At 67.1% G+C, this 15006-nt stretch carries 15 protein-coding genes; 2 read left to right on the top strand and 13 right to left on the bottom strand.

Translation table 11 applies throughout. The features are described 5' to 3' along the window. Window positions 1-10: 10 nt before the first annotated feature. The 3 genes from EV138_RS12485 to EV138_RS12475 form a co-directional block, all read right to left on the bottom strand. Window positions 11-613 carry an RDD family protein gene (locus EV138_RS12485; protein WP_133978855.1) on the bottom strand — a complete coding sequence of 201 codons (603 nt, stop codon included), beginning with the start codon at window positions 611-613 and terminating at the stop codon, window positions 11-13. Further along, window positions 613-1389, bottom strand: a complete 777-nt coding sequence (locus EV138_RS12480; protein WP_133978853.1) for an RDD family protein — start codon at window positions 1387-1389, stop codon at window positions 613-615. Before EV138_RS12480 ends, EV138_RS12485 begins: the two co-directional genes overlap by 1 nt. Before the next feature lie 96 nt (window positions 1390-1485). After that, window positions 1486-2352 carry an RDD family protein gene (locus EV138_RS12475; protein ID WP_202866700.1) on the bottom strand — a complete coding sequence of 289 codons (867 nt, stop codon included), beginning with the start codon at window positions 2350-2352 and terminating at the stop codon, window positions 1486-1488. 119 nt (window positions 2353-2471) lie between these two features. Here EV138_RS12475 and EV138_RS38385 point away from each other — a divergent pair, with 119 nt between their 5' ends. Further along, window positions 2472-2933 carry a DUF2752 domain-containing protein gene (locus EV138_RS38385; RefSeq protein WP_369410776.1) on the top strand — a complete coding sequence of 154 codons (462 nt, stop codon included), beginning with the start codon at window positions 2472-2474 and terminating at the stop codon, window positions 2931-2933. A gap of 328 nt (window positions 2934-3261) precedes the next feature. Here EV138_RS38385 and pstB read toward each other — a convergent pair whose 3' ends face one another. The 7 genes from pstB to EV138_RS12435 all read right to left on the bottom strand — a co-directional run bounded on the left by pstB (window position 3262) and on the right by EV138_RS12435 (window position 11235). Beyond that, entirely contained in the window at window positions 3262-4038 is a 777-nt protein-coding gene (gene pstB, locus EV138_RS12465; RefSeq protein ID WP_112247786.1) for a phosphate ABC transporter ATP-binding protein PstB, read from the bottom strand. A 20-nt stretch (window positions 4039-4058) separates the two neighbouring features. Then, on the bottom strand, window positions 4059-4982 hold the full coding sequence (pstA, locus tag EV138_RS12460; RefSeq protein WP_133978851.1) for a phosphate ABC transporter permease PstA: 924 nt from the start codon (window positions 4980-4982) through the stop codon (window positions 4059-4061). Beyond that, on the bottom strand, window positions 4979-6031 hold the full coding sequence (gene pstC, locus EV138_RS12455) for a phosphate ABC transporter permease subunit PstC (protein ID WP_133978849.1): 1053 nt from the start codon (window positions 6029-6031) through the stop codon (window positions 4979-4981). Before pstC ends, pstA begins: the two co-directional genes overlap by 4 nt. Before the next feature lie 99 nt (window positions 6032-6130). After that, the gene (gene pstS, locus EV138_RS12450) at window positions 6131-7267 is read right to left on the bottom strand and encodes a phosphate ABC transporter substrate-binding protein PstS (RefSeq protein WP_133978847.1); all 1137 of its coding nucleotides are present in this window, start codon (window positions 7265-7267) and stop codon (window positions 6131-6133) included. A 280-nt stretch (window positions 7268-7547) separates the two neighbouring features. Further along, window positions 7548-8021, bottom strand: coding sequence for a bifunctional nuclease family protein (locus EV138_RS12445; RefSeq protein WP_112247778.1), 474 nt, complete (start codon window positions 8019-8021; stop codon window positions 7548-7550). A gap of 162 nt (window positions 8022-8183) precedes the next feature. Beyond that, complete coding sequence (locus EV138_RS12440; RefSeq protein ID WP_238158087.1) at window positions 8184-9062, bottom strand: NUDIX hydrolase; 879 nt, start codon at window positions 9060-9062, stop codon at window positions 8184-8186. Window positions 9063-9072: 10 nt separating this feature from the next. Then, window positions 9073-11235 (bottom strand): RNA degradosome polyphosphate kinase, encoded by a 2163-nt coding sequence (locus EV138_RS12435; RefSeq protein ID WP_133978845.1) that lies wholly within the window; start codon window positions 11233-11235, stop codon window positions 9073-9075. Between the two features lie 67 nt (window positions 11236-11302). Here EV138_RS12435 and EV138_RS12430 point away from each other — a divergent pair, with 67 nt between their 5' ends. Next, the gene (locus EV138_RS12430) at window positions 11303-12355 is read left to right on the top strand and encodes an alpha/beta hydrolase (protein WP_238158086.1); all 1053 of its coding nucleotides are present in this window, start codon (window positions 11303-11305) and stop codon (window positions 12353-12355) included. 4 nt (window positions 12356-12359) lie between these two features. Here the strand turns inward: EV138_RS12430 and EV138_RS37245 are convergent, their stop codons facing one another. The 3 genes from EV138_RS37245 to mshD all read right to left on the bottom strand — a co-directional run bounded on the left by EV138_RS37245 (window position 12360) and on the right by mshD (window position 14968). Continuing rightward, window positions 12360-12785: a PKD domain-containing protein gene (locus tag EV138_RS37245; protein ID WP_166678565.1), complete on the bottom strand. Its 426-nt coding sequence runs from the start codon at window positions 12783-12785 to the stop codon at window positions 12360-12362. Window positions 12786-13261: 476 nt separating this feature from the next. After that, complete coding sequence (locus EV138_RS37960; RefSeq protein ID WP_238158085.1) at window positions 13262-13864, bottom strand: DUF6318 family protein; 603 nt, start codon at window positions 13862-13864, stop codon at window positions 13262-13264. Between the two features lie 168 nt (window positions 13865-14032). Next, window positions 14033-14968: a mycothiol synthase gene (mshD, locus tag EV138_RS12415; protein ID WP_133978839.1), complete on the bottom strand. Its 936-nt coding sequence runs from the start codon at window positions 14966-14968 to the stop codon at window positions 14033-14035. Window positions 14969-15006 lie beyond the last annotated feature (38 nt).

Here is a 15006-nt window from a genome sequence, read left to right as displayed (position 1 = left end):
CGGCCAGGCGCTACTGCTTGACGACGATGCTGGCGACGATCTTGTCGTGCCACGTCTGGTGCTGCTGGTCCCACAGCGGCCAGAGCAGGTCGAGGAAGCAGAGGTTGGCCAGGACGATCCCACACACCTCGCGACCCAGGCACCGGCCGACGCCCAGCGGCCGTCCGGTGCTCTTGGCAACGAGTTTCAGGCCGAGCATCTTCTTGCCGAGACTCTGCCCGGTCCGGCCCTGGCGGATGATCCGGTTCCAGATGACCAGGACGAAGTACGCGAGGTAGCCGACGGCCATCGCGGTCCGGCCCGAGTCGGTCATCTGCTCCATGCTGCCGGAGATCGCGACCGCGGTGACGACGCCGATCGGGATCGGGACGAGCGCGATCAGGCTGTCGAGGATCGACGCGCCGACCCGCGAACCCCAGCCGGCCAGCTGGCCGCCGCCGAGCGGAGCAAAGCCGTAACCGCCTTGGTGGTAAGGGTTGTAGCCCGGCTGGACCGGACTGTAAGGCTGCAGTCCCTGGTTGCCGCCGGGCTGCCCGGGCGGGAACTGGCCCGGCTGCCCTGGTGGGTATCCGCCTGGTTGCCCGGGGTGTGCTGGCTGTCCTGGGTATGACATCAGACCTTCACCACGTACGTGTTGAGCACCTTGTCGTGCCAGGTTTGTTTCTGGTCGTCCCACAACGGCCAGAGCGAATTGAGGAAGCACGCCTGGTCGAAGACACCGCGCAGCAGGTCACGTCCGAGCGCCTTGCCCGGCCCGATCGGTTGGTAGGTGCGGGCGTCGACGAGTTTCAGGTGGAGTGCGCTCTTGCCGACGCTCTGACCGGTCTTGCCCTGCCGGATCACGCGATTCCAGATCCACAGACCGAGGCTGGCGAGTCCGCCGAGCGCGAAGACGAGGACAGCCCAGGCTTCCGGTCGGTCGTCGGGATAGGGGTTGTCGGAGCGGGAGAGCACGTTGGTGATGAAGATCGTGTAGCAGACGAGGACCGGTATGCCGCTGACCAGACCGTCCAGCAAGGCGGCGCCGACGCGCGGGCCCCAACTGGCGAGCTCGGCACGAGGAGCACCGTAGCCGTAGCCGTACAGGTAGGGATCCTGCGGTTGCCCGAAAACCTGCTGCGGATGCGGCTGCCCGTACGGCGGTTGCCCATACGGCGGTTGCCCGGGCTGCGGTTGCTGGTACGGCGGTTGCCCGTACTGCGGTTGCTGGTGGGGCGGTTGTCCGGGCTGCGGCTGGCCGTACGGCGGTTGGCCGGGTGGCGTCGGGGAGCCGGGTTGCTCCGGCTGGGCAGGGCGACCAGGTTGGCCAGGGGCGGCGGAGCGATCGGGGTCGCCTGGCGGACCGTAGTACGGGTCGTTGTCCTGTGGGCCGAGGGGAGGGGTGCTCACGGGACTCCTTTCTGTCGCGCCGAGTATTCCGTACCGGGCGGGAACGCCGGAACGCCGTGACCGGGAGGGTCACGGCGTTCCGGGTGTGGACCGACGTCAGAGCTTGATGACGTACGTGTTGTTGATCTTGTCCGCGAAGGTCTGCTTCTTCTCGTCCCACAGCGGCCACAGGTAGCCGAGGTAACACGGCAGGCCGTCCAGGATGTGGGTGAGCTCGCGCAGGAACGCCTTGCCCGGGCCGACGTTCTGGCCGGTGTCGGCGGTGATCAGCTTGAGGCCGACCGCCTTCTTGCCCCAGCTCTGGCCGGTCTGGCCCTGCTGGATGATCCGGTTGTAGATCCAGACGCCGACGCCGATCAGCGTGAACAGCAGGCTGATGACCGAGGAGCCGTTGCTGCTCAGGGCGTTACCGATACCGATCGGGATGCCGTAGATGATCGCGTCGATCAGGAACGCACCGACCCGGACCGGCCAGGTCGCGAGGTTGCCGCCCACCTGGCCGCCGTAGCCGTAAGCACCGTAGGGCTGTGCGCCGTACGGCTGCTGGCCGTACGCGCCCGGCTGCTGGCCATAGGGCTGCTGCCCGTAGCCACCCGGCTGACCCGGTGCGGCGCCGCCCTGGCCGTACTGAGCCGGCTGGCCCGGGTACTGCCCCGGCTGGCCGTACTGCCCCGGCTGCTGCCCGTACTGCGGCTGGCCCGGCTGGCCGTACTGGCCAGGCTGACCGTACTGGCCCGGCTGCTCGGGGGTCTGGCCGTACTGTCCGGGCTGCTGCCCGTACTGACCCGGCTGACCGTACTGACCCGGCTGACCGTACTGGCCCGGCTGCCCGTCTTGGGGAGACTGTCCGTACTGCCCCGGCTGCTGACCGTACTGACCCGGCTGCTCGGGCGTCTGGTCGGGCTCGCCCGGCTGGTTCGGGTTCTGCGGGTCGAAACCCGGTGGTGGCGTCGGAGTGCTCACGACGGTCCCTTCTTGATGGTTGAGGAGTCACTGCAGGCTAGCGATATTGCGGCTCACCGGCTACGCACCGCTCCGGGGAGTCCGGATCACGGGCACCGAGGCGGGTTACCGTGGGATCCATGTATCCGGCACACCCTATGCGTCCGGGCGTCCCGCCGGAACCAGGCGCACGGCGAACCGGACCGGAGCCCCTGGATCGCCGCGTCCTCGGACTGGCAGGCACCCTGGCCGGCGGCGCAGTGCTTGCCGGAGTCAACAGCCTCTCCGGCGGCCGAATCGGCCTCCCGTGCCCCTTCCACGCTGTGACGGGCCTGAACTGCCCGTTCTGCGGTACTACGCGGATGGCGGCGGCTTTCCTGCAAGGAGATCCCGGGCGAGCCTGGTCGTTCAACCCACCCATGTTCGTGGTTCTCCCTGTCGTGGCGGCCCTGGTCGGATACATGCTGCTGACCTGGACGCTGGAACGCCTCACCCGGTTCCACCTCCCTCGCCCGCGCTTCGGTGCACGCCTACAACGCGTCGTACCACTGGCGTTCCTGGCCGGCATGGCCCTGTACGGCGTGTTACGCAACGTCTTCTGATTGCACCGACTCGGTGGTCTCGTTCGCCGGAAAGAAACTTGTACATACGGACGATTTGTTACCAGCCAACGAAGACCGAAGGCAGTGTGGTGCCAGGAGCCTGGTGTTGCTGTGGGCATCGTCTTCTGAACGACTCGACAAGCAATCCTTTGTTTGACGGCGAATGCGGCAGCTGTCCCGGAGCCGCGTAGTAGCCGAGGGAGCAGGCATCGAAGCACTGGAGACTGCTCACCTTGGTCACCACGCGCGACGCTGGCTAGCGGACGGTTTTACAGCTACGACGGAGGAGCAGCGTGGGGACTGCTCCTCCGTAGTACCAGCGAAGAACTCAGCCGAAGCGGCCGGTGATGTAGTCCTCGGTGGCCTTTTCGTTGGGGTTGGAGAAGATTTGTTTGGTGGGGCCCATTTCGATCAGCCGGCCCGGTTTGCCGGTGGCGGCGAGGTTGAAGAAGGCGGTCTGGTCGGAGACGCGGGCTGCTTGCTGCATGTTGTGGGTGACGATGACGACGGTGAAGCGGTCCTTCAGCTTCTCGATCAGGTCCTCGATCGCCAGGGTGGAGATCGGGTCGAGGGCCGAGCAGGGCTCGTCCATCAAGATGACCTCAGGCTCGACCGCGATCGCTCGCGCGATGCACAACCGCTGCTGCTGACCGCCGGACAAACCAGCACCGGGCTTGTCGAGCCGGTCCTTGACCTCGTTCCAGAGGTTCGCGCCCTTGAGCGAAGCCTCGACCACCTCAGCCAGTTTCTTGCGGTCCTTGACCCCGTTCAGCCGGAGTCCGGACGCGACGTTGTCGAAGATCGACATGGTCGGGAACGGGTTCGGCCGCTGGAAGACCATGCCGACGACCCGGCGTACGGCGACCGGGTCGATGCCCGGGGCGTACAGGTCCTGGTCGTCGAGCACGACCTTGCCTTCGACCCGGGCACCGGGGATGACTTCGTGCATCCGGTTCAGGGTGCGCAGGTAGGTGGACTTGCCGCAGCCGGACGGGCCGATGAAGGCCGTGACGGACCGGGGTTCGATCGTCATCGACACGTCCTCGACGGCCTTGAAGTCGCCGTAGTAGACGTTGAGGCCGCTGACCTCGATGCGTTTCGCCATATCGACTCAGTGCCTCTCGACTATTTGGACTTGATGGTGCTGAACCGCGCGATGGTGCGGGCCAGGATGTTGAGCAGGAGGACCAGCAGGATCAGCGTGAGTGCCGCCGCCCAGACCCGGTCCGCGGCCGGCTGCAACGCCAGTTCGGTCCGGTCCTGGTTGATCATCGTGGGCAGGGCGCCCATGAAGCCGTCGAACGGGTTCGTGTTGATGTTCTTGGAGTAGCCGACCAGGATCAGCAGCGGAGCGGTCTCACCCATCACCCGGGCCAGGCCGAGCATCACGCCGGTGATGATGCCGCCGAAGGCCGTCGGTACGACGATCTTGAGGATCGTCTTCCACTTCGGTACGCCGAGCGCGTACGCCGCCTCGCGCAACTCGTCCGGGACGAGCTTCAGCATCTCTTCGGTGGAGCGCAGTACGACCGGCAACATCAGCAGGACAAGGGCCAGCGAGACCGCGAACCCGACCCGGTTGAAGCCGAGCACGGTGATCCAGACCGCGTAGATGAACAGTGCGGCGACGATCGACGGCACACCGGTGAGGATGTCGATCATGAAGCTGACGACCTTGGCCGCCTTCGTGCCCTTGCCGTACTCGACCAGGTAGACAGCGCCCATCACGGCGATCGGTACGGCGATCAGGGCGCACAGCAGCGACATGATCAGGGTGCCCATGATCGCGTGGTACGCGCCGCCGCCGACTCGTCGTACGGTGATGCCGCGCTGGGACTGGCTCCACCAGTTCGCGTCCAGCAGCAGGTGGTAGCCCTTGCTCACCACGGTCCACAGGATCCACAGCAGCGGGATCAGCGCGATCAGGAAACAAAGGATGATCAGCACCGTCGCCAGGGTGTTCCGGAACGCCCGCGCGCCGGACTTCCCGGTGAGGTCGAGCGCCTTGCCGTCGTACGCCGGCCGGTTGGCCGCGAGGGTCGTGGTCACGGGGTCGCTCCTTCAAGCGCCTTGGCCGGGCGCGCCTTGCGTGGCCGCTTACCTCCCGGCGTACTGCGGGCAACGATGATCCGCGCGGCCGAGTTGACCAGGAAGGTCACCACGAACAGCACCAGGCCGGCCGCGATGTACGCGCCGGTCTTCTCCGGCGAGTCGAACTCGGCGGCGTTGTTGGCGATCTTCGAGGCGAACGTCTCTCCACCGGCGAAGATCGAGGAGTTCCACGGGTCGTTGCCGTTCGGCACCGACAGGATGATCAGTACGGCGATGGTCTCGCCGAGCGCCCGGCCGAGACCGAGCATCGAGGCGCTGACCACGCCGGAACGCCCGTACGGCAGGACCGCCATCCGGATCATCTCCCAGCGGGTGGCGCCGAGAGCCAGCGCGCCCTCGCGATGCGTGACCGGGGTCTGCGCGAAGATCTCCCGGCTGATCGCGGTGACGACGGGCAGGATCATGATCGCCAGGACGACGGACGCGGTGAACACGACGCCGAGGTCCTCGCTGGCCGGCTTCTCGAACAACGGGATCCAGCCGAGCACGTCGGCGAGCCCGTCGATCACCGGGCGCAGGATCGGCGCGAAGAAGAGGATGCCCCACAGGCCGTAGATGATCGAGGGGACAGCGGCCAGCAGGTCGACCGCGTGGGCGACAGGCGCGGCCAGCCGCTTCGGGGCGTAGTACGTGGTGAACAAGGCGACGCCGACCGCGATCGGGACCGCGATCACCATCGCGATCACCGAACTGATCAGCGTCGTGTAGAAGAGGGCCGCGATACCGAACTTCGGGTCCGCGCCGCCCGGCTCCCAGATCCGGGAGAACAGGAAGCTGCTCTTGTCGTCGGCCAGTGCCGGGATCGCCAGCGCCAGCAGGAAGATGCCGACGAAGGCGACGATCAGGACCACCAGCCCGCCGGATCCGCGGGCGAGTCCGGCGAACAGCCTGTCGCCGAGGTGTCCGACCGGCCCGAGGTCGGGTTTCGTCGCGGGTGGCTCGCCGGCCGGCCGGTCGGGCGGTGCCGTGCCGTCTGTACTACTCATGGGTGCTGCTCCAAGCGCCTGAGTCGATGGCTTACGAGGCGAAGCCCCGGCCGCGGAAACCGGCCGAGGCTCGCCTCACGACGTACTGCGGTAGTCAGGTCAGCTGATCGACTGGATGGCCGCGTCGACCTTGGTCCGCAGCTCCTCGGGGAGCGGCGCGTAGTGCAGGTCGGTCAGCGCGCCCTGGCCGTCGGCGCTGGCGAAGTAGCTCAGGAAGCTCTTCACCAGTGCGGTCTTCTCGGCGGCCAGGCCCTTGCTGCAGGCGATCTCGTAGGTGACCAGGATGATCGGGTAGGCACCCGGGGCCTTGGTCGCGTAGTCCAGCTTCAGCGCGAGGTCGCTACCGGTACCGGCCGGCTTCGCGGCGGCCAGCGCCTTGCCGGCGGAGTCGGCGGTCAGCTCGACCGGTCCGGCGCCGGTGTCGATCTGCGCGACGCCGAGCTTGTTGTCGATCGCGTAGGACCACTCGACGTACGTGATGGAGTTCTTGGTGCTCTTGACACCCTCGGCCACACCGGCCGACTTCTCCTTGCCGGCGCCCGTGCCGGTCCACTTCTTGGCCGGCTTACCGGTCCAGGCGCCGGCGCCGGCGGCGGACAGGTACTTGGCGAAGTTCTCCGTGGTGCCGGACTCGTCCGAGCGGAAGAAGACCGCGATCGGTGCCGACGGCAACTTCGCGCCGGCGTTCAGCTTCGCGATCGCCGGGTCGTTCCAGGTCTTGATGGTGCCCTGGAAGATCTTGGCGGCGGTCGGGCCGTCCAGGACCAGCTTGTCCAGGCCGTCGACGTTGTAGGCGATCGTGATCGGGCCGATCACCATCGGCAGGTCCAGCGCCGGGCTGCCCTGGCAGCGCTTGGCCGCGGCGGCCGCCTCGGTCTCACCGCCGTCGGTGGCGACGGTCTTCAGTGCGGAGTCCGAACCGGCGAAGTCGACCTGGCTCGCGTTGAACTGCTTGATGCCCGCACCGGAACCGGTCGGGTTGTAGTTCACCGTGACGTCGGCGCACTTCTCGTTGTACTTGGCGATGACTTCCTCGATGGCGTTCTTCTGCGCCGTGGAGCCCTCGGCGTTCAGCGTGCCCTTGGGGCAGTCGCCACCGGAAGCGGAGGTCGAGCCGGAGCTCGACGGGTTCGAGGAGCCGGACGGCTCCGGGTCACTGCCACAGGCGCTCAGAGCGAGGACGCCGAGGGATGCCACGGCGACGGTGCCGACGCGGAGCAGGCGGTTGACGGACACGAGAGTGTTGCCCTTCTGCGGGAATCAGACTTGGTGAACTTCCACAAAAGGTAGGGAGACCAAGTGACCGGGCGGGCGGTCGCGGATGAACGAGTGGTGAACGGTTCAGCTAACTTTCGCGACGTCCGGCATGCCACCAGGCAGCCATCAGGTGAACTGAGTTAAGAGCGGTGACTCTGAGTGATTTCGAGCGCTCGTTTGTCACGGTCCGAGGCCGGCCCGCGCGCATCGGCGTACGGCGTACCGGCGTACGGGAGCGGGGCGGATCGGCGTACGGCGGTCAGCTGGAGAAGTCTTCCGGGGCGACGCCGTCGAGGAACTGGCGGAAGCGTTCCAGCTCGGCCTGCTCTTCTTCCGGGGTGGCCACGCCGGCTTCGAGCAGGACCTGCTCGGTGCAGCGGATCGGCGTACCGAGTCTGACGGCGAGGGCGACGGAGTCGCTGGGGCGAGCGGAGACGCGGGCACCGTTGCCGAGCACGAGTTCGGCGTAGAAGACGGCGTCGCGCAGTTCGACGATCTCGACGGCCTCGATATGGACGCCGAAGGCCTCGATCAGGTCGCGCATCAGGTCGTGGGTCAACGGCCGGGACGGGCGCAGGCCCTGCTCCTCGTACGCGATCGCGGTCGCCTCGACCGAACCGATCGAGATCGGTAGATAGCGGTAGCCCTCGGTCTCACGCAGCATCATCACAGGCGCCCGGTTGGGCGATTCCATCCGGATCCCGATCAGGGTGAGTTCTCGCATCTTGGTCATGGTGCGCCCGAACCTCTCCGTGAGCCGGCGCCGGTCGGGCGCCCCTAATGCAGCCTCGATAGGAAGATACCCGCTGGTTCTCGGGTAACTCCGGCCACCGCCCCGTGGAGACAGTCTCTTGACGTAAACATGGTGTCACCAGCTGTTGCCGGCGGCAGCCGATCAGGGCGCGCCGAACCGTTCGTGGACGATCCCGCCGCCGGCCAGCCGGTGGGCGACCACGAAAGCGCCCGGCGCGTACTTGCCGACCGGAAGTCCCAACTCCCGGGCCAGCGCGGGCAGCACCGGCCGATGCGAGCAGATCGCCGTGACCTTGCCCTTGCGCCACGCCTTGTCGCCCAGCCCGCGCATCGCCTTCGGATGGGCTTCGTAGCCGCGCTCGGAGATCTCCGGATGCAGGTTGACCTTCTTACCGATCGCCTCGGCGTACGGCGCGACCGTGGCCGCACACCGCTCCGCGTCGCTACTGAGCACCCGGTCGACACCAAGAGCAGCCAGTACTGCGACCAGCCGCTCGGCCGTCGCCTGTCCGTCCCCGGTGAGCGGCCGGTCGGTGTCCTTGCCGTCCCAGTCCTTGCGCTTCACGGCCTCCGCATGGCGGACCACCACCAGCGAGGAGGTGACCTCGGCGGTGCAGTCGAGCAGGTCGAGGATGTCGACGTCACGGGGATAGCTGAGTCGGTCCCGGGCCTCGTCGGCGCCGAGCCAGTCGAGCTCGTCGACCTCGTCGTTCGGGGTGAACTCGCGCGACTTGCCGTCGACCGGGGCGGACCAGTAGTGCACCAGCTTCGGCACGGACGCGCCGTTCTTGCGGACGTCGTACCGCTGGACGCCGAGCGGCGGGCCGAGGATCACCCGCTGACCGGTCTCCTCCTCGATCTCGCGGCGCGCGGCCGCCAGCACGTGCTCGCCGGCGACCAGCTTCCCCTTCGGGAGAGACCAGTCGTCGTACCGGGGGCGATGCACCAGCAGGACCTGGCGTTCGCCGCGGTGCTCCCGCCAGACCACGCCGCCCGCGGCGATCACTGTCGCCGTACTCACAGCCTCAACCCTACGGAGTCGGATCGGTCGGGAGACGGCGGCGCCCCCGAGTCGCGATCAGACGTTCTTGCAGATCGCGCAGCGGCTCGCCGTCCGGACCGGTCAGCCGGGCCTGCCAGGTGTCGTCGGGCTGCAGCCACCACGACCCGGTGCCTTCGTCAAAGCCCATGTCGAACAGGTCGCCCAGTTCGGTCACGTGGTCGGCCTCCTTGAGCTGGACGAGCACCTCGACCCGGCGGTCCAGGTTGCGGTGCATCAGGTCGGCCGAGCCGATCCAGACCTCCGGCTCGCCGCCGTTCTCGAACCAGAACACCCGGCTGTGCTCGAGGAACCGGCCCAGGATGCTGCGGACCCGGATGTTGTCGGACACGCCTGGGATGCCGGGCCGGATCGTGCAGATGCCCCGGAGCCACAGGTCCACCGGTACGCCGGCCTGCGATGCGCGGTACAGCGCATCCGACAAGGCCTCGTCGACCAGGCTGTTCACCTTGATCCGGACCCGTGCCGGGCGACCAGCGAGGTGGTGCTGGACCTCTCGCTCGATCCGCTCGAGCAGACCACGGCGTACGGACTGTGGCGCGACCAGGAGCCGCCGGTAGCCGCTGCTGCGACCGAAGCCGGACAGGTGGTTGAACAGGTTCGCGACGTCTTCGGTGACCACTCTGTCGCTGGTCAGCAGCCCGAGGTCCTCATAGAGCCGTGCGGTCTTCGGGTGGTAGTTGCCGGTGCCGATGTGGACGTAGCGGCGCAGGCCGTCCGGTTCCTCGCGGACCACCATCGACAGCTTGCAGTGCGTCTTGAGCCCGATCACGCCGTACACGACGTGGCAGCCTGCATGCTCCAGCTGACGGGCCCACTTGATGTTCGCCTGCTCGTCGAAGCGCGCCTGGATCTCGACCAGCACCAGCACCTGCTTACCGGCCTCGGCGGCGTCGATCAGCGCGTCCACGATCGGGGAGTCACCACTCGTGCGGTAGAGCGTCTGCTTGATCGCCAGCACGTGCGGGTCGGCCGCGGCCTGCTCGATGAACCGCTGCACGCTCGTGGAGAACGAGTCGTACGGATGGTGCACGAGTACGTCGCGTTGCTTGAGCGCGTGGAACAGGTCGGCCGGGTTGGAGGTCTCCACCTCGGCGAGGTGCGGGTGGGTCGACGGTACGAAGGCCGGATACTTCAGCTCGGCCCGATCCAGCGCCGCGATGGCGAACAACCCGCGGAGATCCAGCGGACCGGGGAGCTTGAACACCTCGGCGTCGGTCACGCCGAGCTCGGACACCAGCAGCGCCAGCACCTGCGGTTCGATCGACTCCTCGACCTCGAGCCGGACCGGCGGACCGAACTTGCGCCGCAGCAGCTCCTTCTCGATCGCGGCGAGCAGGTTCTCGGCGTCGTCCTCCTCGACCTCCAGGTCCTCGTTGCGGGTGACCCGGAAGGTGTGCACCTGGGTCACCTCCATTCCGGGGAACAACTGGCCGAGGTGGACGGCGATGACGTCTTCGAGCGGCACGAACCGGTCGTCCGCCACCCGGACGAACCGGGGCAGCAACGGCGGCACCTTCACCCGGGCGAAGTGCTCGCCACCGGAGTCGGGATTGCGGACCACGACGGCCAGGTTGAGCGACAGGCCGGAGATGTAGGGGAACGGGTGCGACGGGTCGACGGCCAGCGGGGTCAGCACCGGGAAGACCCGGTCCTTGAAGAACGTCGTCATCCCTTCCCGCTCGGCGGTGTCCAGCTCGTCCCAGCGGAGGATCTCGATGCCCTGCTCGGTCAGCGCCGGCTGCACGATCTTCCGCCAGGTCTCCGCCTGCCGATCCATCAGCTCCCGGCTCCGGGTCAGGCTGCGGTCGAGCACCTCACGCGGCAGCAGCCCGCTGGCGGCCCTGACCGCGACGCCGGCCGCGATCCGGCGCTTCAGACCGGCGATCCGGACCATGTAGAACTCGTCTAGGTTGTTCGCGAAGATCGCCAGGAACTTGGCCCGCTCGAGCAGCGGCACGCGCTCGTCCTCGGCCAGTTCGAGCACCCGCTGATTGAACGCGAGCCAGCTCAGCTCCCGGTCCGAGAACCGGTCCGGCGGCAGATCGCCGGCCTCCGCGATGTCGTACGGGGGCTCGACGTCGTACTCCCGGTTGTGCGACGCCAACAAGTCTCCAGCCACGTCGTCCAGCATTGCATCTCCGGGTGAACAGGAGGTTGCGCAGGCGGCGAGCCGGGAGTTGTTGCTAGCGTCGCTCCTTGTGAACCGACGAGTGGACACCCTGCTGCGAACCGCGCTGGGCACGGTGCAGGGCAACGCCCTGAAGCCGGTGACCGTACTGCCCCAGGCACTCCGGCACCGCCTGGCCGGCGCCCCGATCCAGATCGACGGCAACGTCCTCGACCCGGATCTGCAGGTCCTGATGCGCCTGGAAAACCTGCTGCCGTCGGGCCGCAGGTCGGTCGCGAACGCCCGCTCGGGCCTGGTGACGATGTCCAAACTCGTCGCCGGGCACCCCCGCGAACTACAGCGCGTGACCGAACTCACCGTCCGCGGCGCCGACGGCCAACTCGGCGCCCGCCTCTACGTACCTCGTACTGCGGGTCGCGGGCTGCTCGTCTTCTTCCACGGCGGCGGCTGGGTCGTCGGCGACCTGGACAGCCACGACGCCTACTGCCGCGATCTCGCAGCGGAAGCCTCGATCAGAGTGCTGGCGGTGGACTACCGGCTCGCGCCCGAGGCGGAAGCGCCGGTCGCGGCGGAGGACGCCATCGCAGCCTTCAGCTGGGCCGTCGAGCACGCTGAAGATCTCGGCGCGGACCCCGCTCTGGTTGCGGTCGGCGGAGACAGTGCCGGAGGCAACCTTTCCGCCGTCGTCGCCCAGCAGTGCGTACTACGCGGCCTGCCGGCGCCGGCACTCCAGTTGCTGCTCTACCCGTCCCTCGACATGGTCGGCCGCCGCCCGAGCCGGGATCTCTTCGGCGAGGGCTTCTACCTGACCGAAGAAGACATCATCTGGTACCGCGAGCACTACACCCCGGACCCGGCCGTGCGCTCGAACCCGCTCGTCTCACCGATCTTCACCAAGGACCTCTCGGGCCTAGCCCCGGCACACATCGTCACCGCCGGCTTCGACCCCCTCCGCGACGAAGGCAACGAGTACGCCGCCCTCCTGGCGGATGCAGGCGTCCAGGTCACCCACATCTGCGAACCCGGCATGATCCACGGCTTCGCGAACATCCTCGCCCTCGGCGGCGAAACCCGAGCCGCCCAACTCCGCATCGCAACCCGCCTCCGCGAAGCCCTCTTCTGATCCTTCAGCGCTGCGGATCAACCAACACAGGCACCGCTTCACGCACGAGCAGCGCAGTCGCCGGCCCGACGATCGGCACGGTCCCATCGACGTACTGCCACCCTGTACCTGCGACGTTGTACCGCGCCGCGTAATTGGTAGTCAACGTCACCTTCACGTTGCCCCGCTTCATGTACTTGTGCGTGATCTCCTTGGCGGGATACGCCTCCCCCGGCGTAGTCGTCGTCACCGACGCCCCGTCCCCGAAATGCCACGTATAACTCACCGGCGTAGCCTCAACCACCACCGGAAACCCCAGCAACGTCACAGTATTCACGGACACCTTGCTCTCGTCCGTATAAACAATAGTATCCAAGTTGACCAGCGTCCGCCCCACCGGCTGGACCTTCACCCCCAACTTCGGAAACAACACATTTCTGTACTGCGCCAATATCTGCTCCCACGTAACATCCTCCGGCCGAGGCAACCGCCGCACCACCCCACCCGGAGGCGGAGGCACATCCGGCCGATCAGGCGTAAACGGCTGACACCGCGTAGGCCCCGGCACAGTCCCATCAGTCCCCACCCGCCCACAAATCCCCAGATTCAGCCGAAGATCGTCTCGTCTGAGCGGCTTCGTCAGGTTCTTCGCATCGACCACGGTCGGGACATGCTTGGCAGGCGTGTGCTTCGACGTGGACTTCGGGTGGCTCGCGCCGAGTCGACCGTCGACCTTGGCATTTCCCCTCACGGTGACGCCGTCCTTCGTGGGGTCGACGGTGATGTCAGGAGGCCGCGGAGTAGACGCCCACTGCGGGGCGGTCTGATGGTCTACAGAACTCGACGCGACCGCCGGTAGCGACCAGAAGCCAAGTGCCGCTACACCAATCAGGCTCGCTGCCTGTCGTGCCCAGCAGTTCAGCGACCTCATTGCTCTACTTGCTTCATCTCATACATCACCCAACTGCCGCTCTGGGGCGATAGGGCCAGTTCGCGGGTGTAGGTTCTCGGCTTACTCGTGAACGGAGGCGCTGTGGGAGTTTGACGACTGACATATTTGCCAACGGTGACGGTGGCGGATCCACCGAGGCGGCCGCTGGGACCGCGGACGAGTTCGGAGACCTCCTTGAGGTGCTCGTGGAAATCACCGGTCAGCAGGCCATTGGCGGCACTCGATTTCTTCACAAAATCCGCATAAGCCTTGCAGTTCTCGCAGCCAGGCTCGCTTGCGTTGAGCAGAGCGGTGCTATCGCCAGTGTCAGATGCGTAATTCATCAGGTCGCTGTAATAGCGGATGAAGGCTTCGGCGGCGGAGAGGGTTAGTCCTTCGGCTGCCTGAGGGCGATCGGGAGGACCGGATGGCTGAGGCGTGGAGGGCGGCGCGGAGGTTGACGTGCTCGGCGTGGTGGGCGCAGTTGCGTCTGGTTGGCCGGCTTTGGGGGAGTTGGGGGTGCAGGCGGTTAGGGCGAGGGTGGCTAGGCAGGCCAGGGTTAGGCGGGTGGGGGTTGTGGACCTGTTGCGGGTAGTCACGCTTGTCACCTCTCCGTAGTCGACCACGATGGTAACTGGGAGTGGGTGCGGGGGAGATGGCAAAAGGTGCAGGCTGTGGATAACTCGGGGAGGGCCAGGAGCCGCCCGGCTGGGGGGTAAGTGGCTCGGACGGCTCCTGGCTGGTGATGAGACGGGTGGCGCGGGCTGTTATGACGCGATGTGAGGGGACGAATCCGGTGCGAGACCGTTCACAGGCGCGAACTGGACGTCCAGGGACGCAGTCTCGAAGCCGAGTTTCGTGTACAGAGCGTGAGCGGCAGTGTTGGTCCCATCCACGTAGAGCACCACCGAGTCCAGTCCGCGGTCCTCCTGGAGATGGCGGATTCCTTCCAACGTCAGCGCCTTCCCGAGACCCGTCCCCTGGTACGCCGGCGCGACGCCGACGACGTACACCTCGCCGTGCGGCGACTCACCCTCGTCCTCGTGCACCTTCGTCCAGTGGAATCCGACCACCTCGCCCGAAGCGTCGTCCACAGCGAGAAAGAAGCCGGCCGGGTCGAACCACGGCTGTTGTAGCCGGTCGTTCAGATCGGACTGGTCCCAGCTGCCCTGCTCGGGGTGATGCGCGAAGGCGGCCGAGTTCACCGCAAGCCAGGCCGCGTCGTCCTCACCCGGTACGAACGTCCGCACCGAAATCCCGGTCGGCCAAACCGCCGCCGGTACGGGAGCGCTCGGCCGGCGAAGGAAGTACAGCTCCCGCGCGACCTCGAGTCCCAGCCGACCGGCCAATTCGTCAGCACCGGGAAGCCGCCCATGGGCCCACACCCGCAACCGCGAACCTCCGTGATCGAGGAGCATCCGCAACAGCGAAGTACCAAAGCCCTGACGCCTGTACTGCGGGGAAACCACCAGTTCGGCCGATCCATCGGGTCCCAGGGCTGCGTAGCCGGCGAGGTCGCTCGCGCCGGGATCACCGGCGTACGCGAGCACGTGAACGTCATCTGGATGCTCACCGTCCAGGTGCAGCAGCGTGTGCTCGGAGAGCGGGTTGACGCCGTCGCTGTGAGCAGCCGAACGAGCGAGTTCGGTGACGGCTGCGGCGGTGGCCGGGGGCAAGGGGGAAGGTACGGCTTCGAGTGTCACCTCAATACCGTAAAAGGTCCGGTCGAGTTCATCGTCGA

Origin of the sequence: Kribbella voronezhensis (assembly GCF_004365175.1) — a bacterium.
Lineage (GTDB): Bacteria > Actinomycetota > Actinomycetes > Propionibacteriales > Kribbellaceae > Kribbella > Kribbella voronezhensis.
This window is presented reverse-complemented; position numbering and strand designations above follow the sequence as displayed.

Bases quoted from the DNA above. Each gene is read 5' to 3' on its own strand.
- EV138_RS12485 (WP_133978855.1), bottom strand. From the start codon at position 613: ATGTCATACCCAGGACAGCCAGCACACCCCGGGCAACCAGGCGGATAC.
- EV138_RS38385 (WP_369410776.1), top strand. From the start codon at position 2,472: ATGTATCCGGCACACCCTATGCGTCCGGGCGTCCCGCCGGAACCAGGC.
- pstB (WP_112247786.1), bottom strand. From the start codon at position 4,038: ATGGCGAAACGCATCGAGGTCAGCGGCCTCAACGTCTACTACGGCGAC.
- pstC (WP_133978849.1), bottom strand. From the start codon at position 6,031: ATGAGTAGTACAGACGGCACGGCACCGCCCGACCGGCCGGCCGGCGAG.
- EV138_RS12445 (WP_112247778.1), bottom strand. From the start codon at position 8,021: ATGACCAAGATGCGAGAACTCACCCTGATCGGGATCCGGATGGAATCG.
- EV138_RS12435 (WP_133978845.1), bottom strand. From the start codon at position 11,235: ATGCTGGACGACGTGGCTGGAGACTTGTTGGCGTCGCACAACCGGGAG.